This window comes from Marinobacter arenosus (genome assembly GCF_019264345.1).
Taxonomy (GTDB): domain Bacteria; phylum Pseudomonadota; class Gammaproteobacteria; order Pseudomonadales; family Oleiphilaceae; genus Marinobacter; species Marinobacter arenosus.
Map to the genome: position 1 here is coordinate 2,839,924 of NZ_JAHVAO010000001.1, position 26,339 is coordinate 2,866,262.

Genomic DNA, 26,339 nt, shown 5'->3' on the forward strand with positions numbered 1-26,339 from the left:
CCAGGGGCTGAGCCGCTGGGCAAGGGGTCACATGGAGAAGACCCTGGGAAGACAACACACCGCCACCAGGACGGTCTCGCCTGGCCGATGGTCAGACCAGGTTACGAATCAGCATCTGGCTGAATTTTTGCGGGCATTCCACCGAGGGAACATGGCCAATCCCTTCCAGGATGACCGGTTCCTGCGCGCCGCTGCACTGGGCCAGTGCCTGAAGTGTTTCCGGGGGTGTGGCCACGTCGTCAGTGCCGCCGATCAATGCCAGTGCCACCTGGTGGTGCCCGAGTTGCTCACGGAAATCGGCCCGGCCCAGCATCTCGCACAGCAGGGCATAGCTGCGGTTATCACCGCGCCCCATGATCACCCGCCAGCCTTCCACCAGCGCTGGCTGTTGTTCACAGGCGTTGGGTCCGAACCAGCGTGGCACGATGTCCACGGCCATGGTCTGGAGCCCGAGTTCCAGTACGTTGGCCGAACGGGTGTTCCAGGCGTCGGCGGTGCCAATGACCGCTCCGGTATTGGTGAGCGTGGCGGACAGCAGGCGGTCGGCGTGCTGGCTGACCAGTTGCTGGCCAATAACGCCGCCGATTGAGGTGCCGACAAAGTGAAACTGCTCGACCCCTGCGTTGTCTGCCAGCGCCAGGGCTTCCCGGGCCAGGTCGTCCGGGGTGATCCGGCTGGAACCGGCCGGCCAGGCGGCGCTTGCGCCGTGGCCCGGCAAATCCCAGGTCAGCACCCGGAATTTGCCCAGTAAGGACGGCAGCATGTCGTCCCAGACACCCTGGGTCATGCCCAGGGGGTGGGCCATCAGAATCAATGGCTTGGCGCTGTCGCCGAGCAGGCGGTAACAGAGTGTACGGCCGTTGTGTTTGAGAAATGCCATGTTTTGCTCCCCGGCTCAGACCCGTTCGATGAGTGTAGCAATGCCCTGACCTACCCCGACACACATGGTGCACAGGGCATAGCGGCCGTCGGTGCGCTGCAACTGATGAGCGGCGGTCATCAGCAGACGGGCGCCGGACATCCCCAGGGGATGGCCAAGGGCAATGGCGCCGCCGTTCGGGTTAACCCGGGGATCGTCATCGGCAATGCCCAGTTCACGCAGCACGGCCAGGCCCTGGGCGGCAAAGGCTTCGTTCAGCTCGATTACATCAAGCTGGTCGATGCCGATGCCCTGTTTCTCCAGCAGCTTGCGAACCGCCGGTACCGGGCCGATGCCCATGATGCGCGGCTCCACGCCGGCCGTGGCCATGCCGAGGATCTTTGCCATCGGCTTCAGGCCCTGTTTGTTCACGGCAGCTTCACTGGCCACCAGCATGGCGGCGGCGCCGTCGTTGACGCCGGAGGCGTTGCCGGCCGTCACGCTGCCATTGTCACGGAAAGGCGTGGGCAGGGCGGCGAGCTTCTCCGGGGTGCTTTCGCGAGGGTGTTCGTCGGTGTCGAAGACAAGCGGATCCTGTTTCCGGCGCGGAATCGAAACCGGCACGATCTCTTCGGCGAACACACCATCCTGCTGCGCCCGGGCCGTTTTCTGCTGGGAGCGAAACGCAAACAGGTCCTGATCTTCCCGGGAGATATTGAACGTTTCGGCGACGTTCTCCGCAGTTTCTGGCATGGAGTCGATGCCGTACTGCTTTTTCATCAACGGGTTCACGAAGCGCCAGCCGATGGTGGTGTCCTCGATCTTCTGGCCGCGGGAGAAGGCGGTGTCGGCCTTGCCCATCACGTACGGGGCGCGGGACATGGATTCCACGCCGCCGGCCAGTACCAGCTCCATTTCACCCGCGCGGATGGCGCGGAATGCGGTGCCCACGGCGTCCATGCCGGAGCCGCACAGCCGGTTGAGGGTGGTACCGGGTACGGAAGTGGGCAAACCAGCCAACAGCGCGGACATGCGGGCCACGTTTCGGTTATCTTCACCGGCCTGATTGGCGCTGCCCATCATCACTTCGTCGATGGCGGCCGGATCCAGTTCCGGAGCCTGCTCCAGCACGGCCTTGAAAATGTGGGCGGCCAGGTCGTCCGGGCGCACGCTGGCAAGGGTGCCGCCGAAGCGACCGATGGCCGAACGGCGGGGGTGACAGAGAAATACGTCAGTCATAACTTGCCTCACTGTTGGCCAGATTGAGTCGAAGAGTGATGGGCGTTTGTGCGCGCTTTCAGATCCCGCAGCACGTCCAGTTCTCTGGCCGTGGGAGCCGAGGTGGTGTCCAGCTCGTCGGCGAAGCGGATGTTCCAGCCGGTGGCCTCGATCACGTCCTCACGGGTGACGTTCGGGTGCAGGGAGGTGACCACCAGTTCCTTGGTTTCCGGGTCCGGCTTGAGGATACACAGGTCGGTGATCACCACGGTGGGGCCGCGGCCGATGTGAGGGACGTTATCCCGGGCCTTGCCGTCCCGACCGAAGCCGACGGTGGTCACAAAGTCCACGTCCTTAACGAAAGTGCGCTTGGAGTGCTTGACGGTAATGAACACTTCCTTCGCGTTGGTGGCTATTTCCGGTGCACCGCCACCGCCCGGCAGGCGGACCTTGGGCTCCCGGTAATCGCCGATCAGGGTGGTGTTCAGGTTGGCGAAACGGTCGATCTGGGCGGTACCCAGAAAGCCGACACTGATGTGACCGCCCTGCAGCCAATAGCGAAACATCTCCGGGACCGACACCGTGGTCAGCGCGGATTCGCACAGCTCGCCGTCACCGATGGACAGGGGCAGAACGTCCGGCTTGGTCTGCAGAGTGCCGGATTCATAGATCAGGGTGACGTCCGGAGCGTGGGTCAGGCGCGCCAGGTTGGCGGCCTCGCTGGGCAGACCAATGCCTACGAAGCAGGTCATGTCGTTGGTCAGCGCCCGGGCGGCCGTGACGCTCATCATTTCCGAAGAGGTAAATTCGAGGCTCATCACGCAGCTCCTTTTTCAAAAACGTTTTCTTTCAGCCAGGCCTGGAAGGTGTCTCTGTCACGGGCAATGCCATCCCAGTCCTTGTAGAAGGCGTTGTCCCGGTCGTAGTAACCCAGGGCGTAGGAGGGTTTGGCACCTTTCGGGGCTTCGGCAATGGCGGTGATCGCCCAGGACGGCAGCACGCAGGCGTTTACGGAGGCACCGAGGTCGTCGACGACTTCTTCCACGGTGACGATGCTGCGTTTGGCGGCCAGGACCACTTCCTTCTGAATACCGACGATGCCCTCGATCAGCACATTGCCCTTGCGGTCAGCCCGCTGGGCGTGAATCACGGCCACATCCGGGCGAACGGAGGGCACGGCAGCCAGGCGCTCTCCGGTGAACGGGCACTCGATGAATTTGATCTGGTCGTTCACCTTCGGCAGGTCGCTACCGACGTAACCACGCAGAACCGCCAGCGGCAGGCCGGCGGCCCCGGCTTCATAGGCGTTGGCCATGGCGGCGTGGCTGTGCTCAAGGATCTCGATCTGGTGCGGCCAGCCTTTCTCAACCGCGTCTCGCAGCCGGTGCAGGGAGCCCACGCCCGGGTTACCGCCCCAGGAGAAGATCAGTTTCTTCGCGCAGCCGGCACCGATCATCTGGTCGTACACCAGGTCCGGTGTCATACGGATCAGGGTCAGGTCGCGCTTTTCCTGACGGATGATTTCGTGCCCCGCGGCAAACGGAATCAGGTGGGTAAAGCCTTCCATCGCCACGGTGTCACCGTTGTTGATGTGTTTGCTCACCGCTTCCTGGAGGGAGAGGAATTCAGCCATCGCAGTGTCTCCTTCGTGTCTCGGTTGATAAGTTCGATATGCGAACAGAAGTTTAATATGCGAACATAATGGCGCGATTCGATTTGCATCGTCAAGTACAAATTTTCACCAATTTCGAAAAGTGCACGGATGTTCGGACTGCGAACGAGCTGGTACCATGCGCTGACATTGACTGCGCAAGGCATTGAAGGAGCCGGAATGGACGAACAGATTCTCAAGCCCGGGGATCGGGACTATGTGGGGGCGCTGGCCTCGGGGCTGGACGTGCTCCAGGCCTTCGATGCCGAGCACCCGCGCATGACCCTCAGTGAAGTGGCCGCAAGAACGGACATGGACCGGGCCAAGGCGCGGCGTTTTCTGCTCACCCTGCACGCGCTCGGGTTCGTCAAGCGCAGCGGTCGCCAGTTCGAGCTGACGCCCCGGGTGTTGCAGCTGGGCTACGCCTACCAGGCTTCGAACCAGTACCGGGCGGTGATTCAGCAATACCTGGAGGACATTACCGCCGAGCTGGGTGAATCCTCGTCACTGGCGGTGCTGGACGGTGATGAAGTGGTCTATGTCGTGCGTTCGGCCGCGCGCCAGCGGCTGATGGCGATCACGCTCTCCGTGGGGACCCGATTGCCGGCGGCCTATACTTCCATGGGCAGGGTGTTGCTTGGCCAGTTGCCGGAGGATGAGCTGGAGCAATTTCTCCGTCGCGTCGACCTGAAGGCGCTCACGCCATCCTCAATCACCAGCAAGGAGACCTTGCGCGCCGAAATCTACAAGGCCCGGGAGCAGGGGTATTCCATCGTGGACCAGGAGCTGGACCAGGGCTTGCGGTCGGTGGCGGTTCCGGTGTTCGCGGGCAGTGGCGAGCTGCTGGGGGCGATCAATATCAGCACCAATGCGGCCAGGGTGACCCTGGACACCCTCATGGGTGTCTACCTTCCGCGGCTTCAGGCCATTGCCGAGAAGGTCCGGCAGACCACCCGCTGATCAGGGATAGCGTCCAGTCAGCCGGTTCTCCACCAGCTCGGCGAGGATAGTGTTGGCCAGGCGCATGACAGCATTCGGGTTCTCGCCGCGCCGGCGCGAGGCGATGACCGGTGTGGTGATGTTGTTGTCCTCCAGAGGCATGAACTCCACACCCTCGCGGTTCAGTTTCCGGACCTGTTCCGGTACCAGGGTAAAGCCCATGTCGGAGGCGACCAGGGACAGCGCGGTCTGAAGATCATTGACCTGCTGGCTGACGTGGATCTTGAGGCCGCGCCGGTGGAACAGGCCCTGGGTGATGTCGGCGAAGTTCGGACCCGGGCCCGCAGGAAAGGTCACCATGGGCCAGGCCGACAGTTCTTTCATGGACGGCGGGTGTCGGGTCAGCTGGTGGCCGGCCGGAATGGCCGCAATGATCGGCTCGTCGAACAGCAGTTCCTGCTCCACGTCGGGATCTTCGATGCTGATGCGGCCAAAGCCGATATCAATCTTGCCCGTTTTCAGGGCCTCCACCTGCTCCCGGGTTTTCAGCTCGTGCAGCACAATCTCCAGGTTCTTGTTCCGGCGCAGACGCCGGACCATCAGCGGTAGCTGGCCGTAGAACACCGACGGCACGAAGCCGATGGAGAAAATGGTCTTGCGGTGCTGGGCGATGCGTCGGGTGTCTTCGACCGTTGCGGTGACCTTGTCCAGAATCTGTCGCGCCTGCTCCAGGAAGTACTCCCCGCCGTTGGTCAGTTCCAGCCCCCTGGGTTTGCGGACAAACAGCTCGACCCCGATTTCCTCCTCAAGCTGCTTCATGGCCCGGGTCAACGGTGGTTGTGCAATAAACAGCTTTTCGGCGGCCCGGGTCAGGTTGCCTTCCTCTCCCACTGCCACGAAGTACCGCAGGTGTCTCAGCTCCATCCATACCTCCAGGGTATCGGTTATTACTTAATCAATATTGGTTCACATCCGTGAAACTTCGTACTGTTCGAATCACAGGATTTCTAACTTGCGATTCGGAGAGCCCATGTCCGCCACCATTCAATCCATCGAAGCGATACTGGTCGATATCCCGACCATCCGCCCTCACAAGCTTTCCATGACAACCATGGGGGTTCAGAGCATGGTGATCGTGCGGATGAAGGACTCCGATGGCATCGAGGGACTGGGCGAAGCCACGACCATCGGTGGACTGGCCTACGGTCCGGAAAGCCCCGAAAGCGTGAAACTTACCATTGATACCTATTTCAAATCGCAACTGATTGGCCAGCCCGCCGGCAACATCAATACCCTGAGGGTAATGTTAAACCGCTCGACCCGGGGCAACAACCTGGCCAAGTCGGCCATTGAAACCGCGTTGCTGGATCTTCAGGGCAAGCGCCTGAATCGCCCGGTCTCCGATCTGCTTGGCGGTTCCGTCCACCAGCACCTTCCGGTGCTCTGGACCCTGGCGAGTGGCGATACCGGCAAGGACATCGAGGAAGCCCTCGGCCTGATCGAAACCCGTCGTCACTGCGATTTCAAACTGAAGATCGGTTCCCGCGCCCTGATGGACGACGTGCGCCACGTGGCGGCAATCAAGGATGCGGTGGGCGAAAGTGCCAGTGTCCGGGTGGACGTGAATCAGGCTTGGGACGAGGCCACCGCCGCCAGGGGGATGGCGGAACTGCAGGCCGCAGGCATTGATCTGGTGGAGCAGCCGACACCGATGAAAGACTACGCCGCCCTGGCGCGCCTGTCGGACAAATTCCATATCCCCATTCTCGCGGACGAAGCCGTCGCAGATGCCAAGGATTTGTACAACCTGGCCGCAGCCGGCTTTTCCGGCGCCGTCGCCATGAAAATTGCCAAGGCCGGTGGTCCGATTCGCGCCCTGGAGCAGGCAGCGGTCGCCCAGGCCGCCGGTATCGGTCTGTATGGCGGCACCATGCTGGAGGGCACCATCGGTTCCGCCGCGTCGCTGCACGCCTGGTCCACCCTCGAAAACCTGCACTGGGGTACCGAGATGTTTGGTCCTCTGCTGATGAAAGACGACATCGTGGCCACGCCCCTGAATTTCCATGACAACGGGGTCGACCTGCCAAAAGGCCCGGGCCTGGGCATCGCACTCGACGAAGACAAACTGGCCCATTACCGCCGGAAAGCCTGAGGCACCGGAACGCTCTGAAAACGGAGGAAAGTACATGCTGTTCAAAGTTGAGATGAAGGTGAACATCCCCCACGACATGCCCGCCGACGTAGCCGCGGACATCAAGGCCCGGGAGAAAGCCTACGCCCAGGGTCTGCAGGACCAGGGCAAGTGGCGTCACCTCTGGCGGGTGGCCGGCAGCTACGCCAACGTCAGCATCTTTGATGTGGAGGACAACGCCGAATTGCAGGAGTTGATCAGCAACCTGCCGCTGTTCCCCTACATGGATATCACTGTCGCGCCCCTGTGCCGACATCCGTCCTCGATCCATGAGGACGACCGTTAAACCCAACGCACCGTTGCCAACCGAAGAGCTGTTTTGAGCAACAACAACAAGAGTACGAGGAGACCAACAATGACCGTTAAAACCATGCAAACTGCGGAAGTGAAGGACCTGCTGGAGAAAGTTGCCGGCTTCAACACGGACGGTGGGAACGAACGGGTGAAGAAGATTGTTCACCGGGTTATGCACGATGTTTTTCAGATTATCGAAGACTTTGATGTCACTCCGGATGAATTCTGGCAAGCCGTGTACTACGTAAACGAACTGGGCCAGAACGGTGAGGCCGCCCTGTTGGCACCGGGCCTGGGTATGGACAAGTACCTGGACATCCGGCTTGACGCGGAAGATGAGCAGGCAGGCCTGGACGGCGGCACGCCGCGCACCATCGAAGGCCCGCTGTACGTGGCCGGTGCGCCCAAAAGCGACGGTTTCGCCCGCATGGATGATGGCTCCGATGAGAACGCCGAGACCATGATCCTGACCGGTCAGGTGACTGACGAGAACGGTCACCCTGTTACCAACGCCGTGGTTGACGTGTGGCACGCGGACACCAAGGGTGCCTACTCCTACTTCGATCAGTCACAGAGCGAGTACAACCTGCGTCGCCGGATCGTCACCGATGAGAATGGCCGTTACACCGCCCGCTCCATCATCCCGTCCGGTTACGGCTGCCCGCCCGAGGGTTCCACCCAGGCGCTGCTGAACCTGTTGGGCCGTCATGGCAACCGTCCGGCGCACATCCACTTCTTTATCTCCAAGCCGGGCTTCAAACACCTGACCACCCAGATCAACCTGGCTGGTGATGAGTACACCTACGATGACTTTGCCTTCGCGACCCGGGACGAGCTGGTGGTTGACGCCAACCGCATTGAGGACCCCGCCAGGGCCGAGGCATTCGGCCTGAACGCGCCGTTCACCGAGGTGGAGTTCAATATCCAGCTGGTGTCGACCGACAAGCCGGAGCTCCAGACCCGTCACGAGCGCAAGCGCGCACTGGAGGGTGAGGCGGCCTGAACGGCCTCTTCCACCGACACCCAAGGTTCATCGTTTTTGTGATCGGCCACCCCGAAAACGGGGTGGCCCGGGGAGACTCACGCCCGAAACCGGGCATCACAAGAACAAGAGGAGTGAGATGACATGAGCAACAAACTTGAACAACTCGCAGACAAGGTCCGCAATGCGGTGGTCGCGGACCCGGAAACCGGTCGCTACCAGTGCGATCGCGGTATCTTCACCGACCGCGAACTGTTTGACCTGGAAATGAAGTACATCTTCGAAGGCAACTGGGTCTACCTGGCCCACGAGAGTCAGATCCCGAACCCGGGCGACTACTTCACAGTGACCGTCGGGCGTCAGCCGGTGATCATCACCCGGACCAAGGCGGGCGATCTGAAAGCCATCCTGAACACCTGCTCCCACCGTGGCGCCACCCTTTGCCGCAAGAAGCGCGGCAACAAGACCTCGTTCACCTGTCCGTTCCACGGCTGGACCTTCAGCAACGATGGTCGACTGCTGAAAGCGAAGGACCAGAAGAAGGGCGGCTACCCGGAACAGTTCAACACCGACGGTTCCCACGATCTCAAAGAGATGCCCAAGTTCGGCAATTACCGTGGTTTCCTGTTCGGCAGCCTGAATGCCGATGTACTGCCCCTGGAGGAGCACCTGGGCGAGACCACCAAGATCATCGACAACATCGTCGACCAGTCCGAGGACGGTCTGGAGATTCTGCGCGGCAGCTCCACCTACACCTATGAGGGTAACTGGAAACTGACCGCCGAGAATGGCGCCGACGGCTATCACGTCAGCACCGTGCACTGGAACTACCTGTCCACCATGGGCCAGCGCAACTATGAAAAGGGCGGCACCGAGGCCGTGGACGCCAAGAGCTGGTCGGCCGAAGGCGGTTTCTACTCCTTTGAGAACGGCCACATGATGCTCTGGACGCGCCTGCTCAACCCTGAGGTTCGTCCGATCTTCAGCCAGCTGGAGCGACTGGAAAAAACCTACGGTGAGGCCCGTGCCGATTCCATCGTCCGTACCACCAAGAATCTGTGCCTGTATCCGAACGTGTACCTGATGGACCAGTTCTCCACACAGATCCGGGTCACCCGCCCGATCGACGTGAACAAGACCGAGGTCACCATCTACGCGTTCGGTCCGAAGAACGAGCCGGCTGAGCTGCGCACCAAGCGCATTCGACAGTACGAGGACTTCTTCAACGTGTCCGGCATGGGCACACCGGACGACCTGGAGGAATTCCGCGCCTGCCAGAGTGGCTACGAAGCCCGCGACGCGCGCTGGAACGACATGAGCCGGGGCGCCGCTCATTGGATCGACGGGCCGGACGACCATGCCAACCAGCTGGACATGAAGCCGACCATGAGTGGCTCCAAGCCCGAAGACGAAGGCCTGTACGTGAACCATCACAAGCACTGGCAGGACGAGATGATCCGTGCCATTGATGCCGAGCGTGCCCGTTTCATCCCCGTGACCGAAGAGGAGGCGTCCGCATGAGCCTTAGCTACCACGATATCGAGCAGTTCATCCTCCGTGAGGCCCGCTACCTGGACGATCGCGACTGGGACCGCTGGCTGGAGTGTTACCACGAGGACGTCACCTACTGGATGCCGGCCTGGGATGACAATGACGAGCTGACCGAGGATCCGCAAAGCGAGATCTCGCTCATCTATTACCCCAGCAAGGATGGTCTTGAGGATCGGGTCTACCGACTGAAGACGGAGCGCTCCGGCGCCAGTTCCCTGCCGGAACCGCGTACCAATCACTTCATCAGCGGCCTGGAAATTCTGTCCCAGGACGACAACGAAGTGCAGCTCCGGTTCAACTGGCTGACCAAGTCCTACCGGTACCAGAAAACCCAGGAATACTACGGAACGTCTTTCTACACCCTGGATGTGCGTGGCGGCGAGCCACTGATCCGGTTCAAGAAAATCGTTCTGACCAACGATTGCATCAATCAGGTGGTGGACGTTTACCACCTGTAATTGATGGGGAGAGCAGCATCATGAGTTACAACATCGCACTGAACTTTGAAGACGGCGTTACCCGGTTTGTCTCCTGCAACGAGGGCGAGACGGTTCTGGATGCCGCCTACCGTGCGCAGATCAATCTGCCCATGGACTGTTCCGATGGCGTCTGCGGCACCTGCAAGGGTGCCTGCCATCAGGGCAACTTCGACCTGGGGGACGAATACATCGACGAGGCGCTGTCCGACGAGGAACTCGAGCAGGGCATGATCCTGACCTGCCAGATGGTGCCCTCCAGCGATTGCGTGGTCGAAGTCCCGGTGGCGTCCACCCTGTGCAAGACCGGCAATGCCGAAGTCACCGGCACGGTGGCCGAGGTGAACCTGATTTCGCCCACGTCCATCGAGCTGAAAATTACCTCGGACGACGACATCGCGTTCCTGCCCGGGCAGTACGTGAATATCCAGGTGCCGGGTACGGATCAGACCCGCGCCTATTCCTTCAGCTCCAAACCCGGCAGCCGGGATCTGAGCTTCCTGATCCGGAACGTGCCGGGCGGGTTGATGAGCTCCTGGCTGGTGGGCAAGGCCCGCACCGGTGACAAGGTCACCCTGACCGGCCCGATGGGCAGTTTCTACCTGCGCCCCATCGAGCGACCGGTCCTGATGTTGGCAGGCGGTACCGGCCTGGCGCCGTTCCTGGCCAAGCTGGAACACATGAAGGCCAATGGTTGTGACCTGCCAGCGCACCTGGTGTATGGCGTGAGCAACGAGGATGACCTGGTGTGCCTGGATATCCTCGACCGCTTTGCCGGGGAGTTGGACAACTTCAGTTATGTCACCTGTGTCTCCAGCGACGACAGCGATCATCCGCGCAAGGGCTATGTCACCCATCACATGGACCAGGCCCCGCTGAACGACGGCGATGTGGACGTCTATCTGTGCGGGCCGCCACCGATGGTGGATTCGGTGCTTGGATTCTTCCGGGAGAAAGGCATCCAGCCGAACTCGTTCCACTACGAGAAGTTCACCCCGAGTGCGCCGGCCGCCGAGGAGAAGGTCGCATGAAAGCGCGATTCACGGACAAGGTGATGGTGATCACCGGCGCGGCCCAGGGCATTGGCAAGCGCGTTGCCGAGCTGGCCGCCGCCGAGGGCGCGCGGCTGCTGGTGGTGGACATTGCGGACTACGTCCAGGGTGTGGCGGCGGAGCTTCGTGATCAGGGCGCGGACACCGTGGCGGTCCAGGCCAACCTGGAAACCTGGGCCGGCGCCGAAACCGTCATGGCGGAGGCCCACAAGCATTTCGGCCGCATCGACATCCTGATCAATAACGTCGGCGGAACGATCTGGGCCCAGCCTTTCGAGCATTACACGCCGGAGCAGATCGAAAAGGAAATCCAGCGCTCGCTGTTCACCACCCTGTGGAGCTGTCGCGCCGTGCTGCCCTACATGCTGGAGCAGAAAGGCGGGGTAATCGTGAACGTGTCGTCGGTGGCAACCCGGGGGCTGATGCGAGTGCCCTACGGCGCAGCCAAGGGCGGCGTCAATGCCATGACCGTGAACATGGCGTATGAGTATGCCGGCCACAACATCCGGGTGAATGCTGCGGCACCGGGCGGTACCGAGGCGCCACCGCGTCTGACACCGCGCAATGCCAGCGAGCAGAGCGACCAGGAAAAGGCGTGGTACCAGACGCTGGTCGACCAGACCACGGAAAACAGCTTCATGCACCGTTACGGAACCCTGGACGAACAGGCCGAACCGATTCTGTTTCTGGCATCAGACGCCTCGTCCTACATGACCGGGACCGTCCTGCCGGTGGCAGGCGGGGACCTGGGCTAGAACCGCCCGGATCAACCCATTCCATTAACTCCGCACAAGAACAACAGCGGGAGTGAGAGATCATGAGAAACATCGACGTAAACGACGTTATCGATAACGCCGCCTTCAACCGATTCCACTGGAAGGTGCTCTTCTGGTGCACCCTGATCATCATCTTTGATGGCTACGACCTGGTGATCTACGGTGTGGTGTTGCCGCTGCTGATGGAGCAGTGGGGCCTGAACCCCTATGTTGCCGGGCTTCTGGGCAGCAGCGCTCTGTTTGGCATGATGTTCGGGGCCATGGGCTTTGGCATGCTGTCGGACCGGCTGGGCCGAAAGAACGTGATCATTGCCTGTGTGGTGCTGTTCAGCGTTACCACGGTGATCAACGGGTTTGCCACCACGCCCTGGCAGTTCGGTATCCTGCGCTTCATTGCCGGCCTGGGTATCGGCGGTGTGATGCCCAACGTGGTCTCACTGATGAGTGAATACTCACCGGCGCGCAAGCGCAGCACGCTGGTGGCGCTGATGTTCAGTGGCTACGCCGTGGGCGGCATGATGTCGGCCGGCCTGGGTATCTGGATCGTGCCCAACTTCGGGTGGGAGATCATGTTCTACCTGGCCGTCGTGCCCATGCTGATGCTGCCATTCATGCTGAAATTCCTGCCGGAGTCCGTGGCCTTCCTGATGGCGAAAAAGCGGGACGATGAAGCACGGCGTATTCTCCAGCAGGTTGCACCCTTCAGGGACATCAACGAGCTGGACCGGCTGACTTTTCCAGCCACCACCGACAGCAAGGCGCCCGTACTGGAGCTGTTCCGGGGTGGCCGGGCCATGAGCACCCTGATGTTCTGGACCGCGTTCTTCTGCTGCCTGCTGATGGTCTATGCGCTGGGGTCCTGGCTGCCCAAGCTGATGTCCAACGCCGGCTATGCCCTGAGTTCAAGCCTGATGTTCCTGATGGTCCTGAACGTAGGCGCGATCATCGGTGCCGTGGGTGGGGGCTGGCTGGCCGACCGGTTTTCCCTGCGCTCGGTGCTGGTGAGTTTCTTTGTACTCGGGTCGGGCTCGCTGGTCCTGCTCGGCTATGAGAGCCCGATGTGGTTCCTGTACACGCTGATGGGCGTGGCGGGCGCGACCACCATTGGCTCCCAGATCCTGCTGTACGCCTATGTGGCCCAGTATTACCCGACCAGTATCCGTTCCACTGGCCTGGGTTGGGCGTCGGGTATCGGCCGCAACGGTGCGATTGTCGGGCCCATGCTTGGCGGAACCCTGCTGGCTCTGGCGCTGCCGCACCACATGAACTTCCTGGCGCTGGCCATTCCGGGCGTCATCGCAACCGTTGCCGTCGCGCTGGTGGGGCGCAAGGCTTCCCGGTTCAGAACCACAGAGCCTGTGCGGCGTTCGGCCGCGGTTGCGAGTAACTGATTGAGCGTTGTCGTTGTGTCTGGGTAGACAGTCAGTCGTACCCCTCTTTGGCCCGAGAGCGTATGCTTGCCGGGCCTTTTTTTAATTTTTGATTGGCCCTCAGTAAGGATTTTTCATGCCTGATGTTATGAAAGACCTGTCGTTATCTGCGGTGGTGGCCGGGTTCCTCGCGGTGCTGGTGTCCTATTCCGGCCCGCTGGCCATTTTCTTCCAGGCCGGAAGCAGCGCCGGTATCTCGCCGGAAATGATGACGTCCTGGGTCTGGGCGATTTCCATGGGCGCAGCCATCTCCGGCATCGTGCTGAGTCTCTGGCTCAAGGCGCCCATCGTGACCGCCTGGTCCGCGCCCGGTACGGCGTTGCTGGTCACCCTGTTTCCCGAACTTTCCCTGAACGAGGCGGTTGGCGCCTACATCACCGCCGCCGTTATCATTTTCGTCATAGGTGTAACCGGTACCTTCGACGCCTTTGTTCGTGCCATTCCCAAGGGCATCGCCGCGGGCATGATGGCGGGCATCCTGTTTCAGTTCGGAGTCGGGGCGTTTACCTCCATTGAAACCACCCCGGCCCTGGCTCTGGGGATGCTGGTGGCGTATGTGGTGTTCCGGCGCCTGCTACCCAAGTACACGCTGGTTTTGCTGCTGATCACCGGCGTGATCCTGGCGGTGGTGCTGGAAGGCGCCTCGCTCTCCGGTGTGCACTGGAGGATTGCGGTGCCGCAGTTCATCGCGCCGGAATGGAACCTTGGGTCGACCCTGAGCCTGGCCATCCCGCTGGTGCTGGTCAGCCTGACCGGACAGTTCCTGCCGGGCATGGCGATCCTTAACGGGGCCGGCTACCACGTCAAAGCCAAGCCGGTGATCAGTGTCGCCAGCCTGGTGTCGCTGCCCATGGCCCTGTTTGGCGGTATCACCACCGTCGTTGCCGCCATTACGGCGGCCATCTGCACCGGGGAGGATGCCCACAAGGACCCGGGCAAACGCTACATCGCCGGGGTCGCCAACGGCGTGTTCTACCTGGTGGGCGGGTTGTTTGCCGGCACCATCGTCAGCCTGTTCACCTCCCTGCCGGCCGCGTTTGTCGCCGTACTGGCGGGTTTGGCACTGCTGGGTGCCATTGCCGGCAACCTGTTCTCGGCCCTGGAAGACGCCAGCCACCGGGAGGCCTCGCTGATTGCGTTTATCGTCACCGCCTCGGGCATGTCCCTCTTCGGTCTGTCCTCGGCCTTTTGGGGCGTGGTGATCGGGTATGGCTGCTATCTGGTGCTCAATGGCAGGGCTGGCGGAAAATCGTGAACGAATCGGTTACGCTGGCTTCACATTTTCCGTGCCGGGTGAACCATGACCGACCAGCTTGATCTGCCATTCCGCTTCCGTTTCCGCGTGCGCTACGGCGAATGCGACGCCCAGAGCGTTGTCTTCAATGCCCGCTACGGGGACTTTGTGGATATTGCCGTCAACGAATACATCCGGACGTTGTTCGGGGATTACCAGCGTCTGCTGGACCAGGATCTGGACATTCAGGTGGTCAGCCTGACGGTCAACTGGAAGGCACCGGCAAAATTCGATGACGTGCTGGAGGCCCGCATCCGGGCAGGGCGCATCGGCAACACCTCGTTCACCCTGCACCTGGAATTCCATCGCTACGGCGATGGGGTGCTGATTGCGGATGCCGACATCACCTACGTGATGATCCAGCCCTCGCAGATGGCCAAGGTGTCGATTCCGGAGACAATCAGGGCGTTGCTGGAGGCAGGCGCTCCCGGCGTACTCATCAGTCACGCCGGGGAGCAGCGTCAGGAGGGCTGATCAGCTCCCCTGCAGGGCCTGGATCACGGCCTTGGCGGTGCCTTCCGAGGAGGGCGGGTTTTGACCGGTGATCAGTTTTCCGTCCACCACGATGTGGGGCGTGAAATCGTCACCGCAGGTATAGTTCCCGGTTTTCTCCTTGAGCATGTCCTCGACCAGGAAGGGCACCACCTGGGTGAGGCCGACAGTCTCTTCCTCACTGTTACTGAAGCCCGTCACATCGCGGCCGCCAACCAGGTTCTGACCCGGTTTGATTTCCACGTCCCGGAACACGGCGGGGGCGTGGCAGACGGCACCGATGACCTTGTCCTGATCGTAGGCCGTCTTGATCAGTTCAACGGATTTCTTGTCGTTGGCCAGGTCCCACAGCGGGCCATGGCCACCCGGATAGAAAATGGCGTCGTAATCGTTCATGTCGACGTCGCTCAGCTTCTTGGTGCTGGCAAGCGATTCCTTGGCATGGGCATCCTGCTGGAAGCGACGTGTGGTCTCGGTCAGGGCGTCTTCCGCTTCACTGTTCGGATCGACGGGCGGCTGGCCACCTTTCGGGGACGCAAGGGTGATGTCGGCGCCGGCATCTTTAAAGACGTAATAGGGGGCGGTGAATTCTTCCAGCCAGAAGCCGGTTTTGTGGCCTGTGTCGCCCATTTGATCATGGGAAGTCAGAACCATCAGAATTTTCATAGTGAGTCCGTCCTTTGTATTGACGAATGAATGGCAAATCTCAACTGCGCCTGTCACTCAAGGTTGTGCCGGGCTGAGTAATTTCAACCGTTGGTTACGCCGATCGCGGCGCGACAGATCTGTTGGCGGCTATACTGGGTATTGTCTGATAACCTCAGACGGCACGTGCGAGACATTCATGGAAGGACAACAAGCATGCGAGCATTGACATTGATGGTGCTTGCGCTCATGGCTATACCGGGATGGGCGCAGCAGGGCACGGAAACGATCGAGCCCTTGACCGTCACAGTCGGAGTGAATCATGCGCCACCCTATCGAATCATCAGCAATGGCGAGCGTACCGGTCTTTACGTAGATATCTTCGAGGAGATCGCCGCCCGGCTCGGCTGGAACGTGCGCTATCGGGAAGCGCCGTTTCGTCGGGTGCTCCGCCTGGCGGAAGAGGGCCAGGTGGACATTGTGCTGGGTCCGCTGCGAACGGAGGACCGGGAACGCTTCCTGGAGTTCGTGGCTCCGGCCTTTCCACCCGAACGCCGCCTGTTTTTCTACCAGACCGATACCCACCGGATTGACGGCTATTCCGATCTCTACGGTCGGGTGATCGGTGTCCTCGACGGCTCGAGTTACTTTCCCCGTTTCGACGAGGACGACGAGCTGATGAAGGAGCGAGCGCCCCGTTACGAAAACCTGATGTTGATGATGGAGCGGGGGCGGGTAGACGTGGTCATTGCTCCGGAACTGGTGGGCAAGTACACCGTCGCCAAACTCGGCGTGAGTGCCTCCGTGTCGCCCTTTTTTGTGCCGGGTGAGCGATCATTCATCGCCGTAGCGAAGAAATCGAACGTGCTGGCGTACGCCGCCGACATCCGGGCCGCCTTTAAACTGATCGAAATGGAAGGCATCTACGAGGATCTTGTGCTGAAATACCTGGAAATCGAAAGCCAATGACGCCAGATCACAACGACCTCTGGTTCCTGCCGCTCGGTGGAACCGGCGAGATCGGCATGAACCTCAATCTGTATGGGCACGACGGCCAGTGGCTCATGGTGGACTGTGGCGTGACCTTCCCCAGGCCCGGGCGTGTGGCAGCCGACGGCACCGTTCATCACAGTGGCGAGCCGCCGGTCCAGATGGCAGACCCGGCGTTCATCGCGGATCGCCGGGACCGGCTGGCGGGACTGGTCATTACCCATGCCCATGAGGACCACGTGGGCGCCGTGCCCTATCTGTGGCCGTTGCTGCAGTGCCCGATCTACACCAGCCGGTTTACCGCCGAGATACTGCGTCGCAAGCTGGCCGAGTTCGACCTGCTGCACCGGGTGCCGATCATGGTTGTCGAGACCGGGGACAGCCGGCAGATCGGTCCGTTCAACGTGCAGTGGCTGGCGTTGACCCATTCCATTCCCGACCCCAATGCCCTGATGATCCGGACGGGCATTGGCAACATTTTCCACAGCGGCGACTGGAAGCTGGACGATCAACCCCTGGTCGGCCATGGCTATTCCCGAAAGACCTTCACCGATCTGGCTGCCGAAGGGGTGGATGCCATGGTCTGCGATTCCACCAACGCCACGGTGGCTGGCCATTCCGTTTCCGAGGCGGCCCTGCACCAGGGGTTGCTGGACGCCGTCCGGTCCGCCGAGGGACGGGTCGTGGTTACCTGCTTTGGCAGCAACATTGCCCGCCTGCACACCCTCGCGATGATTGCCCGTGAAACCGGGCGCTACATGGGGCTGCTCGGGCGCTCGCTGATCAACATGAGTAGTGCGGCGCGGGCAGCCGGCGTATGGGATGCTGCCGACCGCCTGATTACCCCGTCACATCTGGGCTATTTGCCCCGGGCGGAAGTGCTGGCGGTGGCGACCGGAAGCCAGGGTGAACCGCGCACCGCACTGCGTCGGCTGGCGTCGGGCAACCACCCGGATTTTGAACTGGAAGCCGGGGACACGGTGATCTTCAGTGCCCGGGCCATTCCCGGGAATGAGGAGGCGATTGATGCCCTCGTCCGCCGGCTCAGGGAGCTGGGCGTGACGGTCATTACCGCCGAGGAGTCGGCCGTACCGATCCACGCCTCCGGCCATCCCGCCCGGGAAGAGCTTGAGGCCATGTACCAGTGGGTCCAACCGAAGATTGCCATTCCGGTGCACGGGGAAGCCAAGCACATGGATACCCACGCCGAGATTGCCAAGGGGTGTGGCGTTAACCGGGCGCTGGTTGGCCGCAATGGTGACCTGTTCATGATCCGTCCGGTGCCGGGCATGCGACGGCAGATCGCCGAAACCGGCCGGTTGGGTTGGGACCGGCAGACACTGGTCCGGGTCGACTGATTTCGCCCAATTTCCGATAGTCGTTCGCATCCTATCTGGTTAGACTGGGTCCCTTCTTATGACAACCAGCAATTGATGGAGGCCGTCAAACATGGCGATCTGGACCCGCACCCCGAATCTCGACGCGTTCATGGAATCCAGCAGGAACACGGCGGTGGGCCACATGGGTATCGAGTACCTGGAAGTTGGTGACGATTATGTGAAAGGGCGGATGCCTGTTGATGAGCGCACGGTTCAGCCGTTCGGAATTCTTCACGGCGGGGCCTCGGTGTTGCTGGCGGAAACCCTGGGCAGCATGGCCGCAAACTGTTGCCTGAAGGATCCGGAAACCGTGGCGGTGGGCCTGGATATCAACGCGAATCACCTGCGACCGGTCAGGACGGGGTGGGTTTACGGTACAGCCAGAGCCCTCCACATTGGCAGTGCCACCCAGGTCTGGGAGATCCGGCTTGAAAATGAGCAGGGCAAGACAACCTGTATCTCACGCCTGACCATGGCGGTCACCAAGCTCTCCCAACGCTAGGTGATCGGGGGCTGGCCAGGCTCTTCCGGAACGGGGGCGGCGAGAATCAGGCCGTCATCGACAAAATGCTTCAGCACTATGTCGTGGGTGCCATCCGGTACCTCTCGCGCAATCTGGTAGGGCTGTCCGGCCCCATCCCGTGGGGCCTGCATCAGGTCGAGGTGTCTGAACGGCGTCATCACGGATTTGTCCGCCTCCCGCACCAGCAGCACTTTGGGTTTCAATTTATGCTTGCGGTGGGTCTCGACCACAATGGCCACCTCGCCATTCAGCATTTCCACGATTGAACCGGGCGGGTAGACGCCAATCATCTGGATAAATGCCTCGGCCAGCTCCTTGTCGAACTGGCTGTCGCGATGCTTGTGAATGATTTCCAGCGCCTGCATGGAAGCCCGGCCAGTATCGTAAATACGGTTGCTGGTGATGGCATCGTAGGTGTCCACCAGCCCGACCAGCTTGGCAAAGTAGGGGATCTGCTGCGCTTCCAGGCCTCGTGGATAGCCCTGGCCATCGACCCGTTCGTGGTGGCTGTAGGCGACGTCCACGGCGGTATTCAGGGACTGGCTGGTGCCCATCAGGATGGTGCGGCCGTGGCTGGTGTGCTTGCGCATTATCTGGAATTCGTCGGGTGTCAGCGCGCCCGGTTTGTTCAGGACCTCTTCGGGAATCTTCACCTTGCCCACGTCGTGGAGCAGCCCACACAGCGCCAGGTTACGGATCTCACCCTCCAGCAAGCCGAGATGTTTGCCGAACGCCGCAGACAGTATCGAAACGTTGATGCAGTGCTCGGCGGTATATTCGTCCTGGTTCTTGATCTTGGTAAGCAGCAACAGGGCGTTTTCGTTGCGAAGCACACTGTCGACACAGCTGTTGACCACGGCGCGGGCGTTGTTCAGGTCCAGCGTTCGCCCCAGCCGCAAACCGGCCATGATCGACTTGGCGGTGTTCTGGGCATCTTCGAACCGGATCACGGCGGTTTTCATTTCCGTGCCCATGTCCACCTTGTTGATGTAGGTGACACGACGGCGAGGGGGAACGTTCGGGGTGGTCTCTTTCCGGGGCCGCGCCGTGTGCTTCCCGCGCCTGAAAAAACCGAAAAAGCCACCGGACGGTGGGGCCGGCTCGGCATCCCTGGTGGGTGGCGGCGATTCGGGCCGTTCGACGCGGCCTTCGATATAAACAAACTCGCACTGTGACCGCAGCGCCTCAATCTCGGAAGCGTCGCGAATCACGAAGCCCTGAAGGAGGAAATTGGTTTCCTCCCAGGGCCTGTCCAGACGCACGACGTGCATGCCCACTGCGAGCTCGGCGACGTCAATACAGGTCTCTACGATTTCCTGATGCGGTGTACCCATAACACGTTTCCGGCCATCCCTGACGGCATTTACGTCTGTTTCGAGGGAAATCCGTCCGCAACGAACGACTCAGCCTGTAAAATCTGATCAAATATCACACACCCAAGAGGTTAGTCGGTCTGTCACGGATACGCTAATCGATCGTTTCAAGCGGAAAGGGTGAAGAGCTTTCGTCATGAAAGATCCCAACAGCGTTCGGCTATGGTGGCTGGCACTTGCTGCCGGGCTGATCCCGATGCTGACCATCCATCTGACGTTTGTGGTCTCGGTGCTGGAGGGGCACGTCTCGTTCTGTATCCCCTATTGGGATAGCTGCACCAGCATCAGCAAGACCGGGCGTCAAGGCACGTCCTATTTCATCTTCAAGGGTGCGATGCTGCCGGCGGCCCTGCTTGGCCTGCTGTTCTGGTGGTTCAATGGCCGTTGGCTCAGACAGCTTGGCGTACGGTCGGCAGCCGTTGTCTGGGTACCCTGGCTGGGGCTGATCGCGAGCGCCGCCCTGGCAGCGTACACGGTGGCCCTCGGCCATGAGGGGGAAGGCTTCAATCTGATGCGTCGAATCGGCGTTGTGCTTTACCTTTCCCTGACCTTTCTCTGCGAGCTGTTGATCAGTGCCGCGCTCCGGGAGCACCCGGTCTGGCGGGCAGACAGCAAGTGGTTACTCGGGCTATGCCAGCTGACGTTGGCCATTGGCATTCTTTCGGTGATTCTCAACGGCGTCGCGCCGGTTCTGTACAGCCGGACCGACAATGCCTTTGAGTGGGTGTTTGCCCTGCTGATCAACGTGCACGCGCTGATGCTGGCCCGCCTGTGGCGAAAGAGCCGGTTCCGGATAAGGTTCTGGGTGGAGTGAGCGTTACAGCGACAGCAGACCCCGCACCAGGGCTGCGGCCCCTGCCACGGCGGCAATGGCCAGGATCACCGGCCGAAGCCCATCGAAGGGCATGCGGTTTACCAGGCGTCCGGACAGCCAGAAGCCGATCAATACACCGGGGAAGGTCAGTGCAAACAGTTTCAGCTCCCGGGCGCCGAGAAAACCGGAAAACAGCAGCGCAGACAGGCTCAGGAAGCTGGCCACCAGGAAAAACGCGGACATGTTGGCCCGGACCAGGGGGCCCTTCTCGTTCTGGTAGATCAGTGCAATGGGTGGGCCGCCCACGGCGGTGATGGTGCCCATGTAGGTGGAGGCGGCGCCTGCCATGACGCTGTTGCGAGCGTTCAGTGCCGGCCGCAGTCCGCCGATGCTCAGGGCGACACCGGTCAGGATCAGCACCCCGAAGATCAGCTCGAATCCCTTGGGGGACAGAATGAGCAGGGTCAGGCCGGCCAGCACCGTGCCGATGGCACCGCCCACAATGGCGAAGCGAACCTGGCGAACCTGCAGGGCACCGCGGTTACGAATCAGCATGAACACGGTCAGAACGGTGGCGTTCAGGATCAATGGGCCCGGTAACAGGACCGGGCTGACCAGGAACAACAGCGGTGCCGACAACGTACCGATACCGTAGCCGGCCACACCCTGGAGACAGGCTCCGGCGAGTATCGCGAGGTTGGCAAGCAGGATCTGCAGCAGGCTCAGTTCGTTCAAGATGAGTCACCGGACAATGGCAATCTGCCTTGATAACACAGCGGTTATCGGGTTGGAACTGATAGACTGGGTTTCCTTATCAGACCATAGTGGAACGACGGGCCGACCTGGATGACAACGCAACGCTCCCCCGATCAGACGCCGTGCCCCTGCGGCTCTGGCCAGACCTATGCCACCTGCTGCCAACCTCTGCACCTCGGTAAAACGGCCGAAACCCCGGAAGCGCTGATGCGTTCCCGCTACTGCGCCTTTGTGCTGGGCCTGACCGATTACCTGGTGGCAACCTGGCACCCCCGCACCCGGCCGGGCAACCTTAGCCTGGAACAGTCCCCGGACTGGGCGTCGCTTCAGATTCTTGATAGCGGGCAACACGGTGATGCGGGAACGGTGCACTTCCGGGCGAATTACCGCGCGGGCTCTGGCTGGGGCTATCTTGAAGAACACTCGGATTTCGTACGCGAGCATGGGCAATGGTTCTACCTGTCCGGCGAGACCCGTGAAGGAGCCCTGAAACCCGGTCGCAACGAGCCCTGCCCCTGCGGTAGTGGAAAGAAGTACAAGGCCTGCTGTCTGGGCGTGGGCCCGGTAACGGGGTAGTGGCGGCCATGAAACAACCCATCACCGGCTATCATCGGGACGAGGAGAATCATTGGGTTGCCCAGCTGGCGTGCGGACATAACCAGCACGTACGCCATGACCCTCCCTGGGTCAACCGGCCCTGGGTCCTAACCGATGAGGGCCGGCACTCGATGCTGGGTGTCGAGTTGGAGTGCAAGAAGTGTAACCAGGGTGCGCCGCCCGACCGTCAGCCAGGCCCGGAGTAACGCCAGTGTCAGTGAGTCTGTTCGTTGCGGCCGATGGCACAGGTGTATTTGCGTTGATAGCGTCGATCCGCCCAGATCGCGTACAGGCGTGAGGCCAAAGGGAAGACGACGGGCCAGAGCAAGGGTCTGAACAGGAAACCAAAGCCGGTGTGTGACCAGGCGCGCACGGTGGCCTCCAGACCGGTTACCCACTCGCCAGTCCAGGTCAGCAGGTGCAGCCGGCGTAACAGGTGCTCGTGGCTGGGCACGTCAGGGTTGGCACCGCCTTGCTCGTGAATGTCTGCAAAAATCAGGCTGCCGTCCTGCAACTTGCGCAGGGTGAGGATTTCCCGAGCGCACAGGGGGCAGCGGCTGTCGTAGAAAAGGGTGTCATACCGGAGTGTCATCCAGTCCTCCAAGGGCCAGTATCTGGTTTCGGACCTCCGCTTTCTGCTGCTCCAACCCGGTCTCGAGATTGCGCAGGGCCGCCGGGAGAATATCCGGCGCGTCACTGCGGAACTGCTCCAGCAACTGAATCTGCACGTGCAGGTCCTGGAAATGGCCGTAATGTTTCTGCCGTTCCCGGAGCACTTTCAAGGGGCGCTTCCAATCTCCCCGGTTGAGCTCCATAAGGTAACGGGTCCGCTTCAACAGTTTGCGCAATCGGTGGAAATCCTCGTCCGGCGAGGAAGAGGTCAGCAGTGCAGTCCGCCGATTGATCTCATCAATACGTTGGCGGGCGGTCTTTCGGATGTCTTTGCGGCTCAATGACGCGGCAAGTTTTTCCAGTTTTCCCGATTCTATCCGGTCCTGCCAGTCCGCCAGGCTCTTGCGGTAGCGCTTGCCCGTCAGTTTCTTCACCAGTTGTTGCTGTTCGCTCTCCACGGCCATCTCGAAATAGGTGTGAAGGGCCGTGCGCAGTTCGTCGTTGGCCGCGCACAGCGACGGCAGATGTTGCAGGAAAACGTGCAGGTCCCGGAGCCTGCTGGTGGCATTGGCATACCGTTTCAGCTCTTTGGTCGATTTTGCCAGCAGGGTGTTCCCGGTAACCTCCTGAATCGATTCCGCTAGGGCGCGGCTGCGGCGAATGGCAATGCGGTACTGGTGCAGGAATTCGTCATCCAGGCCGACGATCACCCCGGGTGTCAGTTGGTGCATGAGCCCCAGTTGATGTTGCAACGCTGCAGGAATATCCCGGCCTGGCCGGGCGCCGTCGGTTCTTGCCCGTTTTTTCAGTTTGCGGGCGACATGGCGGTAGCTGAATTCGTTTGGTGTCAACAGGGCCTCCAGCTTGCCCTTGCCTTTGGCCAGCTCACCCCACTGCTGCGAAGGAATGCGAAGATGCACGAAGCTGGCCGTGGGTAACTGCTCCGGCGGGTGCTTGAGCAGCCACTGGGCAAGCTCCAGCAGCGCCGGGTTGTGCCCGATGATTGCGACCGGGCCCGGCTCCTGCCGCTCCTGCAACCACTTCGCCAGGCGCCGGAAATCGAAGGTGTAGAGGTCAGGGCAGACGTGCACCCGGTCCGGCGGGAAGGACGCGGGCAAGACACCTTCGAGGGTCGCCCGTGCCCGGACGGCTGAACTGGCGTACACCTGGCCGGCAAAACCGCCGTGATGGGCCAGGGCCCGGCCCAGCGGCGCCAGTTGGCTCTGGCCCCGGGCATTCAGGGGGCGCGCCTGGTCCCGCAGGCTGTCGTCGGCCCAGCTGGATTTTGCGTGTCGGATCAGGAAAAGGTCCTTCATGCTGCATCCGTTGTCTTAAGACTTTGGTCGATATCGCGTTCAAGATCCGGTCCGAACGGTCGATACCCTAATTATCTGAAAATGCGCGAACAGTACCAGTCTAGCGTCAGCTCGGGCGACCCTCACGGATTTGTGCCCGGGCGTGTTTTAACAAACTGGAACAGTGCCCCACGCATGTCTGTGGATAATTTACAACTCCCAACCCGTTCCCAAGGATCGTTTTGATGAATCTCCTGAACAACCTGCGCGTACGCACCCGACTGTTGCTGGCCGTATTGGTGCCGGTTCTGATTACTGCTGCGACCATCGCCTGGATTACCGTCAGCCAGATCCAGGCCAGCGGCGAGGCTGAGCTCAAGCGTCTTGAAGCCAGCCTGCTGGAGTCCCGGAAGGCCGGACTCAAGAACCTGATCGATGCCGCCCGGGCGGTTGTCCTGGACGCGAAGAACGACCCTGAACTCTCGGAGGAGGAGGCCAAGGCCGAGGCGGCGTCGCGCCTCCGGACCATCCGGTTCGACAAGACCAACTATGTCTTTGCCTATACCCGCGACGTCTACAACCTGGCCTATGCTCCGGATCCTTCCAAGGAAGGCCCCTCGAGCAACCCGACCCTCAGGAAGCTGGTGGGCTCCCTGTTCGATGCGGCTGAAACAGACGGTTACTACGAGTACGAGTGGATGAACCCGGCGTCCGGTAACGAGGAACCGAAGGTGTCCTACTCCACCATCATCCCGGGTTGGGACTGGATGATTGGTGCCGGGGTTTACGTGACCAACATCGAGCGTGAAGTTGCGGCTGCCCGTGCCGACATTGAGGACAACATCGCCTCCACCCTCGGGTTTGTTCTGGCGGTGACGGTGGTCGTCGTCGTCATTTCCCTGCTGGTAGGCCTGTTCGTCGGGCGCACCGTGACCAAGCCGCTCAAGCTCGTGAGCGACATGATGCAGGAGATTGCGGATGGCGAGGGTGATCTTCGCCACCGTCTGCCGGAGGACGGCACGGACGAATTGTCGGAGTTGGGACGCCGGTTCAACGCGTTTGTGATCAAGATCCAGAACACCATTCGTGAGGTGGGGGCAACCACCGACCAGGTCGCGTCGGCGGCCGAGGAACTGAGCCGGGTGGCCAATGAAACCCGCGCGTCGGTGCAGGAACAGGGTTCGGAGACCGACCAGATTGCCTCCGCCATCAATGAAATGGCGGCGACGATCCAGCAGATTTCCGGCAATGCCAACGAGGTCGAAAGTGCGGCTTCCGACGCCGATCGTATGGCCCGGGACGGTGGCGAAACCATTACCAATGCCCAGGGCGCGGTGAACAAGCTGTCCGAGGAGATTCAGGAAAGCGCCCGGACGATCAATGCGCTGGCGGAGAAGTCGGATGACATCCAGCAGGTTCTGGATGTGATTCACGCGGTCACCGAACAGACCAACCTGCTGGCGCTGAATGCTGCCATTGAAGCAGCCCGCGCCGGCGAGCATGGCCGTGGTTTCTCGGTGGTGGCCGATGAAGTCCGTCAGCTGGCCAAGCGCAGTGCCGAGTCTGCCGACCAGATTCGGGAAATGATCGATGGCTTTGTGTCTGAATCCCGTTCGGCGGTTGAGCGCATGAACCGGTCCCGTGACCGGTCCTCGGAGACCGTTGAGCGCATCAATCACGCCACCGGTGCCCTGGGGACCATCGAAAAATCCGTGGGCCAGATTCACGATCAGGTGACCCAGATTGCCACGGCGGCTGAGCAGCAGAGCCAAGTGGCCGAGGAAATCAACCAGAACGTGGTGCGCATTGTCGACGCCGCCCAGCGGAGCGATACCGGCGTCACCCAGACCAACGAAGCCAGCCAGGAGTTGGCGCGGTTGGGCGAGAGTCTGCGAGGATTGGTGAGTCAGTTCAAGGTCTGAGTCAGTCCGACGTTTTCCCGTTAGTCGCCGTCGACCGGGCAGTTTTGCGAGGCCGTTGTCCTCGATCCATTGCGCAGGGTCGGGTCAGGACTTCCCCGAGGCTCTGGCAGGCTTCATCACGTTGGTCCTTCCCACGACGCAGAGCAAGTCTTGGCGCTGGCACTGTTCCCAAGCTAGTATTGATCGGATTCAACAAAAATTTATTACATAATAATAGGATAAAGGGTG

General features: G+C 61.1%; 28 protein-coding genes. 18 read left to right on the top strand and 10 right to left on the bottom strand.

Annotated features, from left to right (window positions below; all coding sequences use genetic code 11):
* Positions 1-91 precede the first annotated feature (91 nt).
* From KXD86_RS12960 to KXD86_RS12975, 4 genes are read right to left on the bottom strand one after another with little or no spacing between them, the layout of a single operon-like run.
* A complete protein-coding gene (locus KXD86_RS12960) occupies positions 92-880 on the bottom strand; it encodes an alpha/beta fold hydrolase (RefSeq protein ID WP_218636421.1) in 789 nt (262 codons plus the stop codon).
* A 15-nt stretch (positions 881-895) separates the two neighbouring features.
* Positions 896-2,098, bottom strand: coding sequence for a 3-oxoadipyl-CoA thiolase (gene pcaF / locus KXD86_RS12965; protein WP_218636422.1), 1,203 nt, complete (start codon positions 2,096-2,098; stop codon positions 896-898).
* Positions 2,099-2,106: 8 nt separating this feature from the next.
* Positions 2,107-2,895: a CoA-transferase subunit beta gene (locus KXD86_RS12970; protein ID WP_218636423.1), complete on the bottom strand. Its 789-nt coding sequence runs from the start codon at positions 2,893-2,895 to the stop codon at positions 2,107-2,109.
* Positions 2,895-3,710, bottom strand: coding sequence for a CoA transferase subunit A (locus tag KXD86_RS12975; protein WP_218636424.1), 816 nt, complete (start codon positions 3,708-3,710; stop codon positions 2,895-2,897). Before KXD86_RS12975 ends, KXD86_RS12970 begins: the two co-directional genes overlap by 1 nt.
* Positions 3,711-3,908: 198 nt before the next feature.
* Here KXD86_RS12975 and KXD86_RS12980 point away from each other — a divergent pair, with 198 nt between their 5' ends.
* The gene (locus tag KXD86_RS12980; protein ID WP_218636425.1) at positions 3,909-4,688 is read left to right on the top strand and encodes an IclR family transcriptional regulator domain-containing protein; all 780 of its coding nucleotides are present in this window, start codon (positions 3,909-3,911) and stop codon (positions 4,686-4,688) included.
* Here KXD86_RS12980 and KXD86_RS12985 read toward each other — a convergent pair whose 3' ends face one another.
* The gene (locus KXD86_RS12985) at positions 4,689-5,591 is read right to left on the bottom strand and encodes a LysR family transcriptional regulator (RefSeq protein ID WP_218636426.1); all 903 of its coding nucleotides are present in this window, start codon (positions 5,589-5,591) and stop codon (positions 4,689-4,691) included.
* 106 nt (positions 5,592-5,697) lie between these two features.
* On the opposite strand from KXD86_RS12985, the gene KXD86_RS12990 reads away from it, so the two are divergent.
* The 10 genes from KXD86_RS12990 (at position 5,698) to KXD86_RS13035 (ending at position 15,187) form a co-directional block, all read left to right on the top strand.
* The gene (locus tag KXD86_RS12990; RefSeq protein WP_218636427.1) at positions 5,698-6,819 is read left to right on the top strand and encodes a muconate/chloromuconate family cycloisomerase; all 1,122 of its coding nucleotides are present in this window, start codon (positions 5,698-5,700) and stop codon (positions 6,817-6,819) included.
* Positions 6,820-6,853: 34 nt separating this feature from the next.
* Positions 6,854-7,144, top strand: coding sequence for a muconolactone Delta-isomerase (gene catC / locus KXD86_RS12995; protein ID WP_218636428.1), 291 nt, complete (start codon positions 6,854-6,856; stop codon positions 7,142-7,144).
* 69 nt (positions 7,145-7,213) lie between these two features.
* Complete coding sequence (catA, locus tag KXD86_RS13000) at positions 7,214-8,155, top strand: catechol 1,2-dioxygenase (protein ID WP_218636429.1); 942 nt, start codon at positions 7,214-7,216, stop codon at positions 8,153-8,155.
* A 123-nt stretch (positions 8,156-8,278) separates the two neighbouring features.
* On the top strand, positions 8,279-9,655 hold the full coding sequence (locus KXD86_RS13005) for a Rieske 2Fe-2S domain-containing protein (RefSeq protein WP_218636430.1): 1,377 nt from the start codon (positions 8,279-8,281) through the stop codon (positions 9,653-9,655).
* Positions 9,652-10,143, top strand: coding sequence for a benzoate 1,2-dioxygenase small subunit (benB, locus tag KXD86_RS13010; protein ID WP_218636431.1), 492 nt, complete (start codon positions 9,652-9,654; stop codon positions 10,141-10,143). Before KXD86_RS13005 ends, benB begins: the two co-directional genes overlap by 4 nt.
* Before the next feature lie 20 nt (positions 10,144-10,163).
* Complete coding sequence (benC, locus tag KXD86_RS13015) at positions 10,164-11,192, top strand: benzoate 1,2-dioxygenase electron transfer component BenC (protein WP_218636432.1); 1,029 nt, start codon at positions 10,164-10,166, stop codon at positions 11,190-11,192.
* Positions 11,189-11,968 (top strand): benzoate diol dehydrogenase BenD, encoded by a 780-nt coding sequence (gene benD, locus KXD86_RS13020; protein ID WP_218636433.1) that lies wholly within the window; start codon positions 11,189-11,191, stop codon positions 11,966-11,968. The genes benC and benD overlap by 4 nt, the downstream gene beginning before the upstream one ends.
* A 62-nt stretch (positions 11,969-12,030) precedes the next feature.
* Positions 12,031-13,380, top strand: coding sequence for an MFS transporter (locus KXD86_RS13025; protein WP_218636434.1), 1,350 nt, complete (start codon positions 12,031-12,033; stop codon positions 13,378-13,380).
* Between the two features lie 115 nt (positions 13,381-13,495).
* Entirely contained in the window at positions 13,496-14,674 is a 1,179-nt protein-coding gene (locus KXD86_RS13030; protein WP_218636435.1) for a benzoate/H(+) symporter BenE family transporter, read from the top strand.
* A gap of 45 nt (positions 14,675-14,719) precedes the next feature.
* A complete protein-coding gene (locus KXD86_RS13035) occupies positions 14,720-15,187 on the top strand; it encodes an acyl-CoA thioesterase (protein WP_218636436.1) in 468 nt (155 codons plus the stop codon).
* Here KXD86_RS13035 and KXD86_RS13040 read toward each other — a convergent pair whose 3' ends face one another.
* Entirely contained in the window at positions 15,188-15,871 is a 684-nt protein-coding gene (locus tag KXD86_RS13040; RefSeq protein WP_218636437.1) for a type 1 glutamine amidotransferase domain-containing protein, read from the bottom strand.
* A 195-nt stretch (positions 15,872-16,066) separates the two neighbouring features.
* On the opposite strand from KXD86_RS13040, the gene KXD86_RS13045 reads away from it, so the two are divergent.
* The 3 genes from KXD86_RS13045 to KXD86_RS13055 all read left to right on the top strand — a co-directional run bounded on the left by KXD86_RS13045 (position 16,067) and on the right by KXD86_RS13055 (position 18,721).
* On the top strand, positions 16,067-16,819 hold the full coding sequence (locus KXD86_RS13045) for a substrate-binding periplasmic protein (RefSeq protein WP_218636438.1): 753 nt from the start codon (positions 16,067-16,069) through the stop codon (positions 16,817-16,819).
* A complete protein-coding gene (locus KXD86_RS13050; protein ID WP_218636439.1) occupies positions 16,816-18,198 on the top strand; it encodes a ribonuclease J in 1,383 nt (460 codons plus the stop codon). Before KXD86_RS13045 ends, KXD86_RS13050 begins: the two co-directional genes overlap by 4 nt.
* 91 nt (positions 18,199-18,289) lie before the next feature.
* Entirely contained in the window at positions 18,290-18,721 is a 432-nt protein-coding gene (locus KXD86_RS13055) for a hotdog fold thioesterase (protein ID WP_218636440.1), read from the top strand.
* Here the strand turns inward: KXD86_RS13055 and KXD86_RS13060 are convergent.
* Positions 18,718-20,076: a cyclic di-GMP phosphodiesterase gene (locus tag KXD86_RS13060; protein WP_218636441.1), complete on the bottom strand. Its 1,359-nt coding sequence runs from the start codon at positions 20,074-20,076 to the stop codon at positions 18,718-18,720. The genes KXD86_RS13055 and KXD86_RS13060 overlap by 4 nt on opposite strands.
* A gap of 175 nt (positions 20,077-20,251) precedes the next feature.
* Between KXD86_RS13060 and KXD86_RS13065 the strand changes: the two genes are divergently transcribed.
* On the top strand, positions 20,252-20,929 hold the full coding sequence (locus KXD86_RS13065; protein WP_218636442.1) for a hypothetical protein: 678 nt from the start codon (positions 20,252-20,254) through the stop codon (positions 20,927-20,929).
* A gap of 3 nt (positions 20,930-20,932) precedes the next feature.
* On the opposite strand, the gene KXD86_RS13070 is transcribed toward KXD86_RS13065, so the two are convergent.
* Positions 20,933-21,664 (bottom strand): sulfite exporter TauE/SafE family protein, encoded by a 732-nt coding sequence (locus KXD86_RS13070; RefSeq protein ID WP_218636443.1) that lies wholly within the window; start codon positions 21,662-21,664, stop codon positions 20,933-20,935.
* Between the two features lie 111 nt (positions 21,665-21,775).
* Here KXD86_RS13070 and KXD86_RS13075 point away from each other — a divergent pair, with 111 nt between their 5' ends.
* Positions 21,776-22,261, top strand: a complete 486-nt coding sequence (locus KXD86_RS13075; protein WP_218636444.1) for a YchJ family protein — start codon at positions 21,776-21,778, stop codon at positions 22,259-22,261.
* Between the two features lie 8 nt (positions 22,262-22,269).
* Positions 22,270-22,488 carry a DUF3565 domain-containing protein gene (locus KXD86_RS13080; RefSeq protein WP_218636445.1) on the top strand — a complete coding sequence of 73 codons (219 nt, stop codon included), beginning with the start codon at positions 22,270-22,272 and terminating at the stop codon, positions 22,486-22,488.
* An 8-nt stretch (positions 22,489-22,496) separates the two neighbouring features.
* Here the strand turns inward: KXD86_RS13080 and KXD86_RS13085 are convergent, their stop codons facing one another.
* Positions 22,497-22,874, bottom strand: coding sequence for a thiol-disulfide oxidoreductase DCC family protein (locus tag KXD86_RS13085; RefSeq protein ID WP_218636446.1), 378 nt, complete (start codon positions 22,872-22,874; stop codon positions 22,497-22,499).
* Positions 22,858-24,210, bottom strand: coding sequence for a CHAD domain-containing protein (locus KXD86_RS13090; protein WP_218636447.1), 1,353 nt, complete (start codon positions 24,208-24,210; stop codon positions 22,858-22,860). The genes KXD86_RS13085 and KXD86_RS13090 overlap by 17 nt, the downstream gene beginning before the upstream one ends.
* Before the next feature lie 224 nt (positions 24,211-24,434).
* On the opposite strand from KXD86_RS13090, the gene KXD86_RS13095 reads away from it, so the two are divergent.
* The gene (locus tag KXD86_RS13095) at positions 24,435-26,111 is read left to right on the top strand and encodes a methyl-accepting chemotaxis protein (protein WP_218636448.1); all 1,677 of its coding nucleotides are present in this window, start codon (positions 24,435-24,437) and stop codon (positions 26,109-26,111) included.
* The last annotated feature ends 228 nt before the right edge of the window (positions 26,112-26,339 follow it).

Coding starts and splice junctions, on each gene's coding strand:
- KXD86_RS12960 (WP_218636421.1), bottom strand. CDS start 880: ATGGCATTTCTCAAACACAACGGCCGTACACTCTGTTACCGCCTGCTC.
- pcaF (WP_218636422.1), bottom strand. CDS start 2,098: ATGACTGACGTATTTCTCTGTCACCCCCGCCGTTCGGCCATCGGTCGC.
- KXD86_RS12970 (WP_218636423.1), bottom strand. CDS start 2,895: ATGAGCCTCGAATTTACCTCTTCGGAAATGATGAGCGTCACGGCCGCC.
- KXD86_RS12975 (WP_218636424.1), bottom strand. CDS start 3,710: ATGGCTGAATTCCTCTCCCTCCAGGAAGCGGTGAGCAAACACATCAAC.
- KXD86_RS12980 (WP_218636425.1), top strand. CDS start 3,909: ATGGACGAACAGATTCTCAAGCCCGGGGATCGGGACTATGTGGGGGCG.
- KXD86_RS12985 (WP_218636426.1), bottom strand. CDS start 5,591: ATGGAGCTGAGACACCTGCGGTACTTCGTGGCAGTGGGAGAGGAAGGC.
- KXD86_RS12990 (WP_218636427.1), top strand. CDS start 5,698: ATGTCCGCCACCATTCAATCCATCGAAGCGATACTGGTCGATATCCCG.
- catC (WP_218636428.1), top strand. CDS start 6,854: ATGCTGTTCAAAGTTGAGATGAAGGTGAACATCCCCCACGACATGCCC.
- catA (WP_218636429.1), top strand. CDS start 7,214: ATGACCGTTAAAACCATGCAAACTGCGGAAGTGAAGGACCTGCTGGAG.
- KXD86_RS13005 (WP_218636430.1), top strand. CDS start 8,279: ATGAGCAACAAACTTGAACAACTCGCAGACAAGGTCCGCAATGCGGTG.
- benB (WP_218636431.1), top strand. CDS start 9,652: ATGAGCCTTAGCTACCACGATATCGAGCAGTTCATCCTCCGTGAGGCC.
- benC (WP_218636432.1), top strand. CDS start 10,164: ATGAGTTACAACATCGCACTGAACTTTGAAGACGGCGTTACCCGGTTT.
- benD (WP_218636433.1), top strand. CDS start 11,189: ATGAAAGCGCGATTCACGGACAAGGTGATGGTGATCACCGGCGCGGCC.
- KXD86_RS13025 (WP_218636434.1), top strand. CDS start 12,031: ATGAGAAACATCGACGTAAACGACGTTATCGATAACGCCGCCTTCAAC.
- KXD86_RS13030 (WP_218636435.1), top strand. CDS start 13,496: ATGCCTGATGTTATGAAAGACCTGTCGTTATCTGCGGTGGTGGCCGGG.
- KXD86_RS13035 (WP_218636436.1), top strand. CDS start 14,720: ATGACCGACCAGCTTGATCTGCCATTCCGCTTCCGTTTCCGCGTGCGC.
- KXD86_RS13040 (WP_218636437.1), bottom strand. CDS start 15,871: ATGAAAATTCTGATGGTTCTGACTTCCCATGATCAAATGGGCGACACA.
- KXD86_RS13045 (WP_218636438.1), top strand. CDS start 16,067: ATGCGAGCATTGACATTGATGGTGCTTGCGCTCATGGCTATACCGGGA.
- KXD86_RS13050 (WP_218636439.1), top strand. CDS start 16,816: ATGACGCCAGATCACAACGACCTCTGGTTCCTGCCGCTCGGTGGAACC.
- KXD86_RS13055 (WP_218636440.1), top strand. CDS start 18,290: ATGGCGATCTGGACCCGCACCCCGAATCTCGACGCGTTCATGGAATCC.
- KXD86_RS13060 (WP_218636441.1), bottom strand. CDS start 20,076: ATGGGTACACCGCATCAGGAAATCGTAGAGACCTGTATTGACGTCGCC.
- KXD86_RS13065 (WP_218636442.1), top strand. CDS start 20,252: ATGAAAGATCCCAACAGCGTTCGGCTATGGTGGCTGGCACTTGCTGCC.
- KXD86_RS13075 (WP_218636444.1), top strand. CDS start 21,776: ATGACAACGCAACGCTCCCCCGATCAGACGCCGTGCCCCTGCGGCTCT.
- KXD86_RS13080 (WP_218636445.1), top strand. CDS start 22,270: ATGAAACAACCCATCACCGGCTATCATCGGGACGAGGAGAATCATTGG.
- KXD86_RS13085 (WP_218636446.1), bottom strand. CDS start 22,874: ATGACACTCCGGTATGACACCCTTTTCTACGACAGCCGCTGCCCCCTG.
- KXD86_RS13090 (WP_218636447.1), bottom strand. CDS start 24,210: ATGAAGGACCTTTTCCTGATCCGACACGCAAAATCCAGCTGGGCCGAC.
- KXD86_RS13095 (WP_218636448.1), top strand. CDS start 24,435: ATGAATCTCCTGAACAACCTGCGCGTACGCACCCGACTGTTGCTGGCC.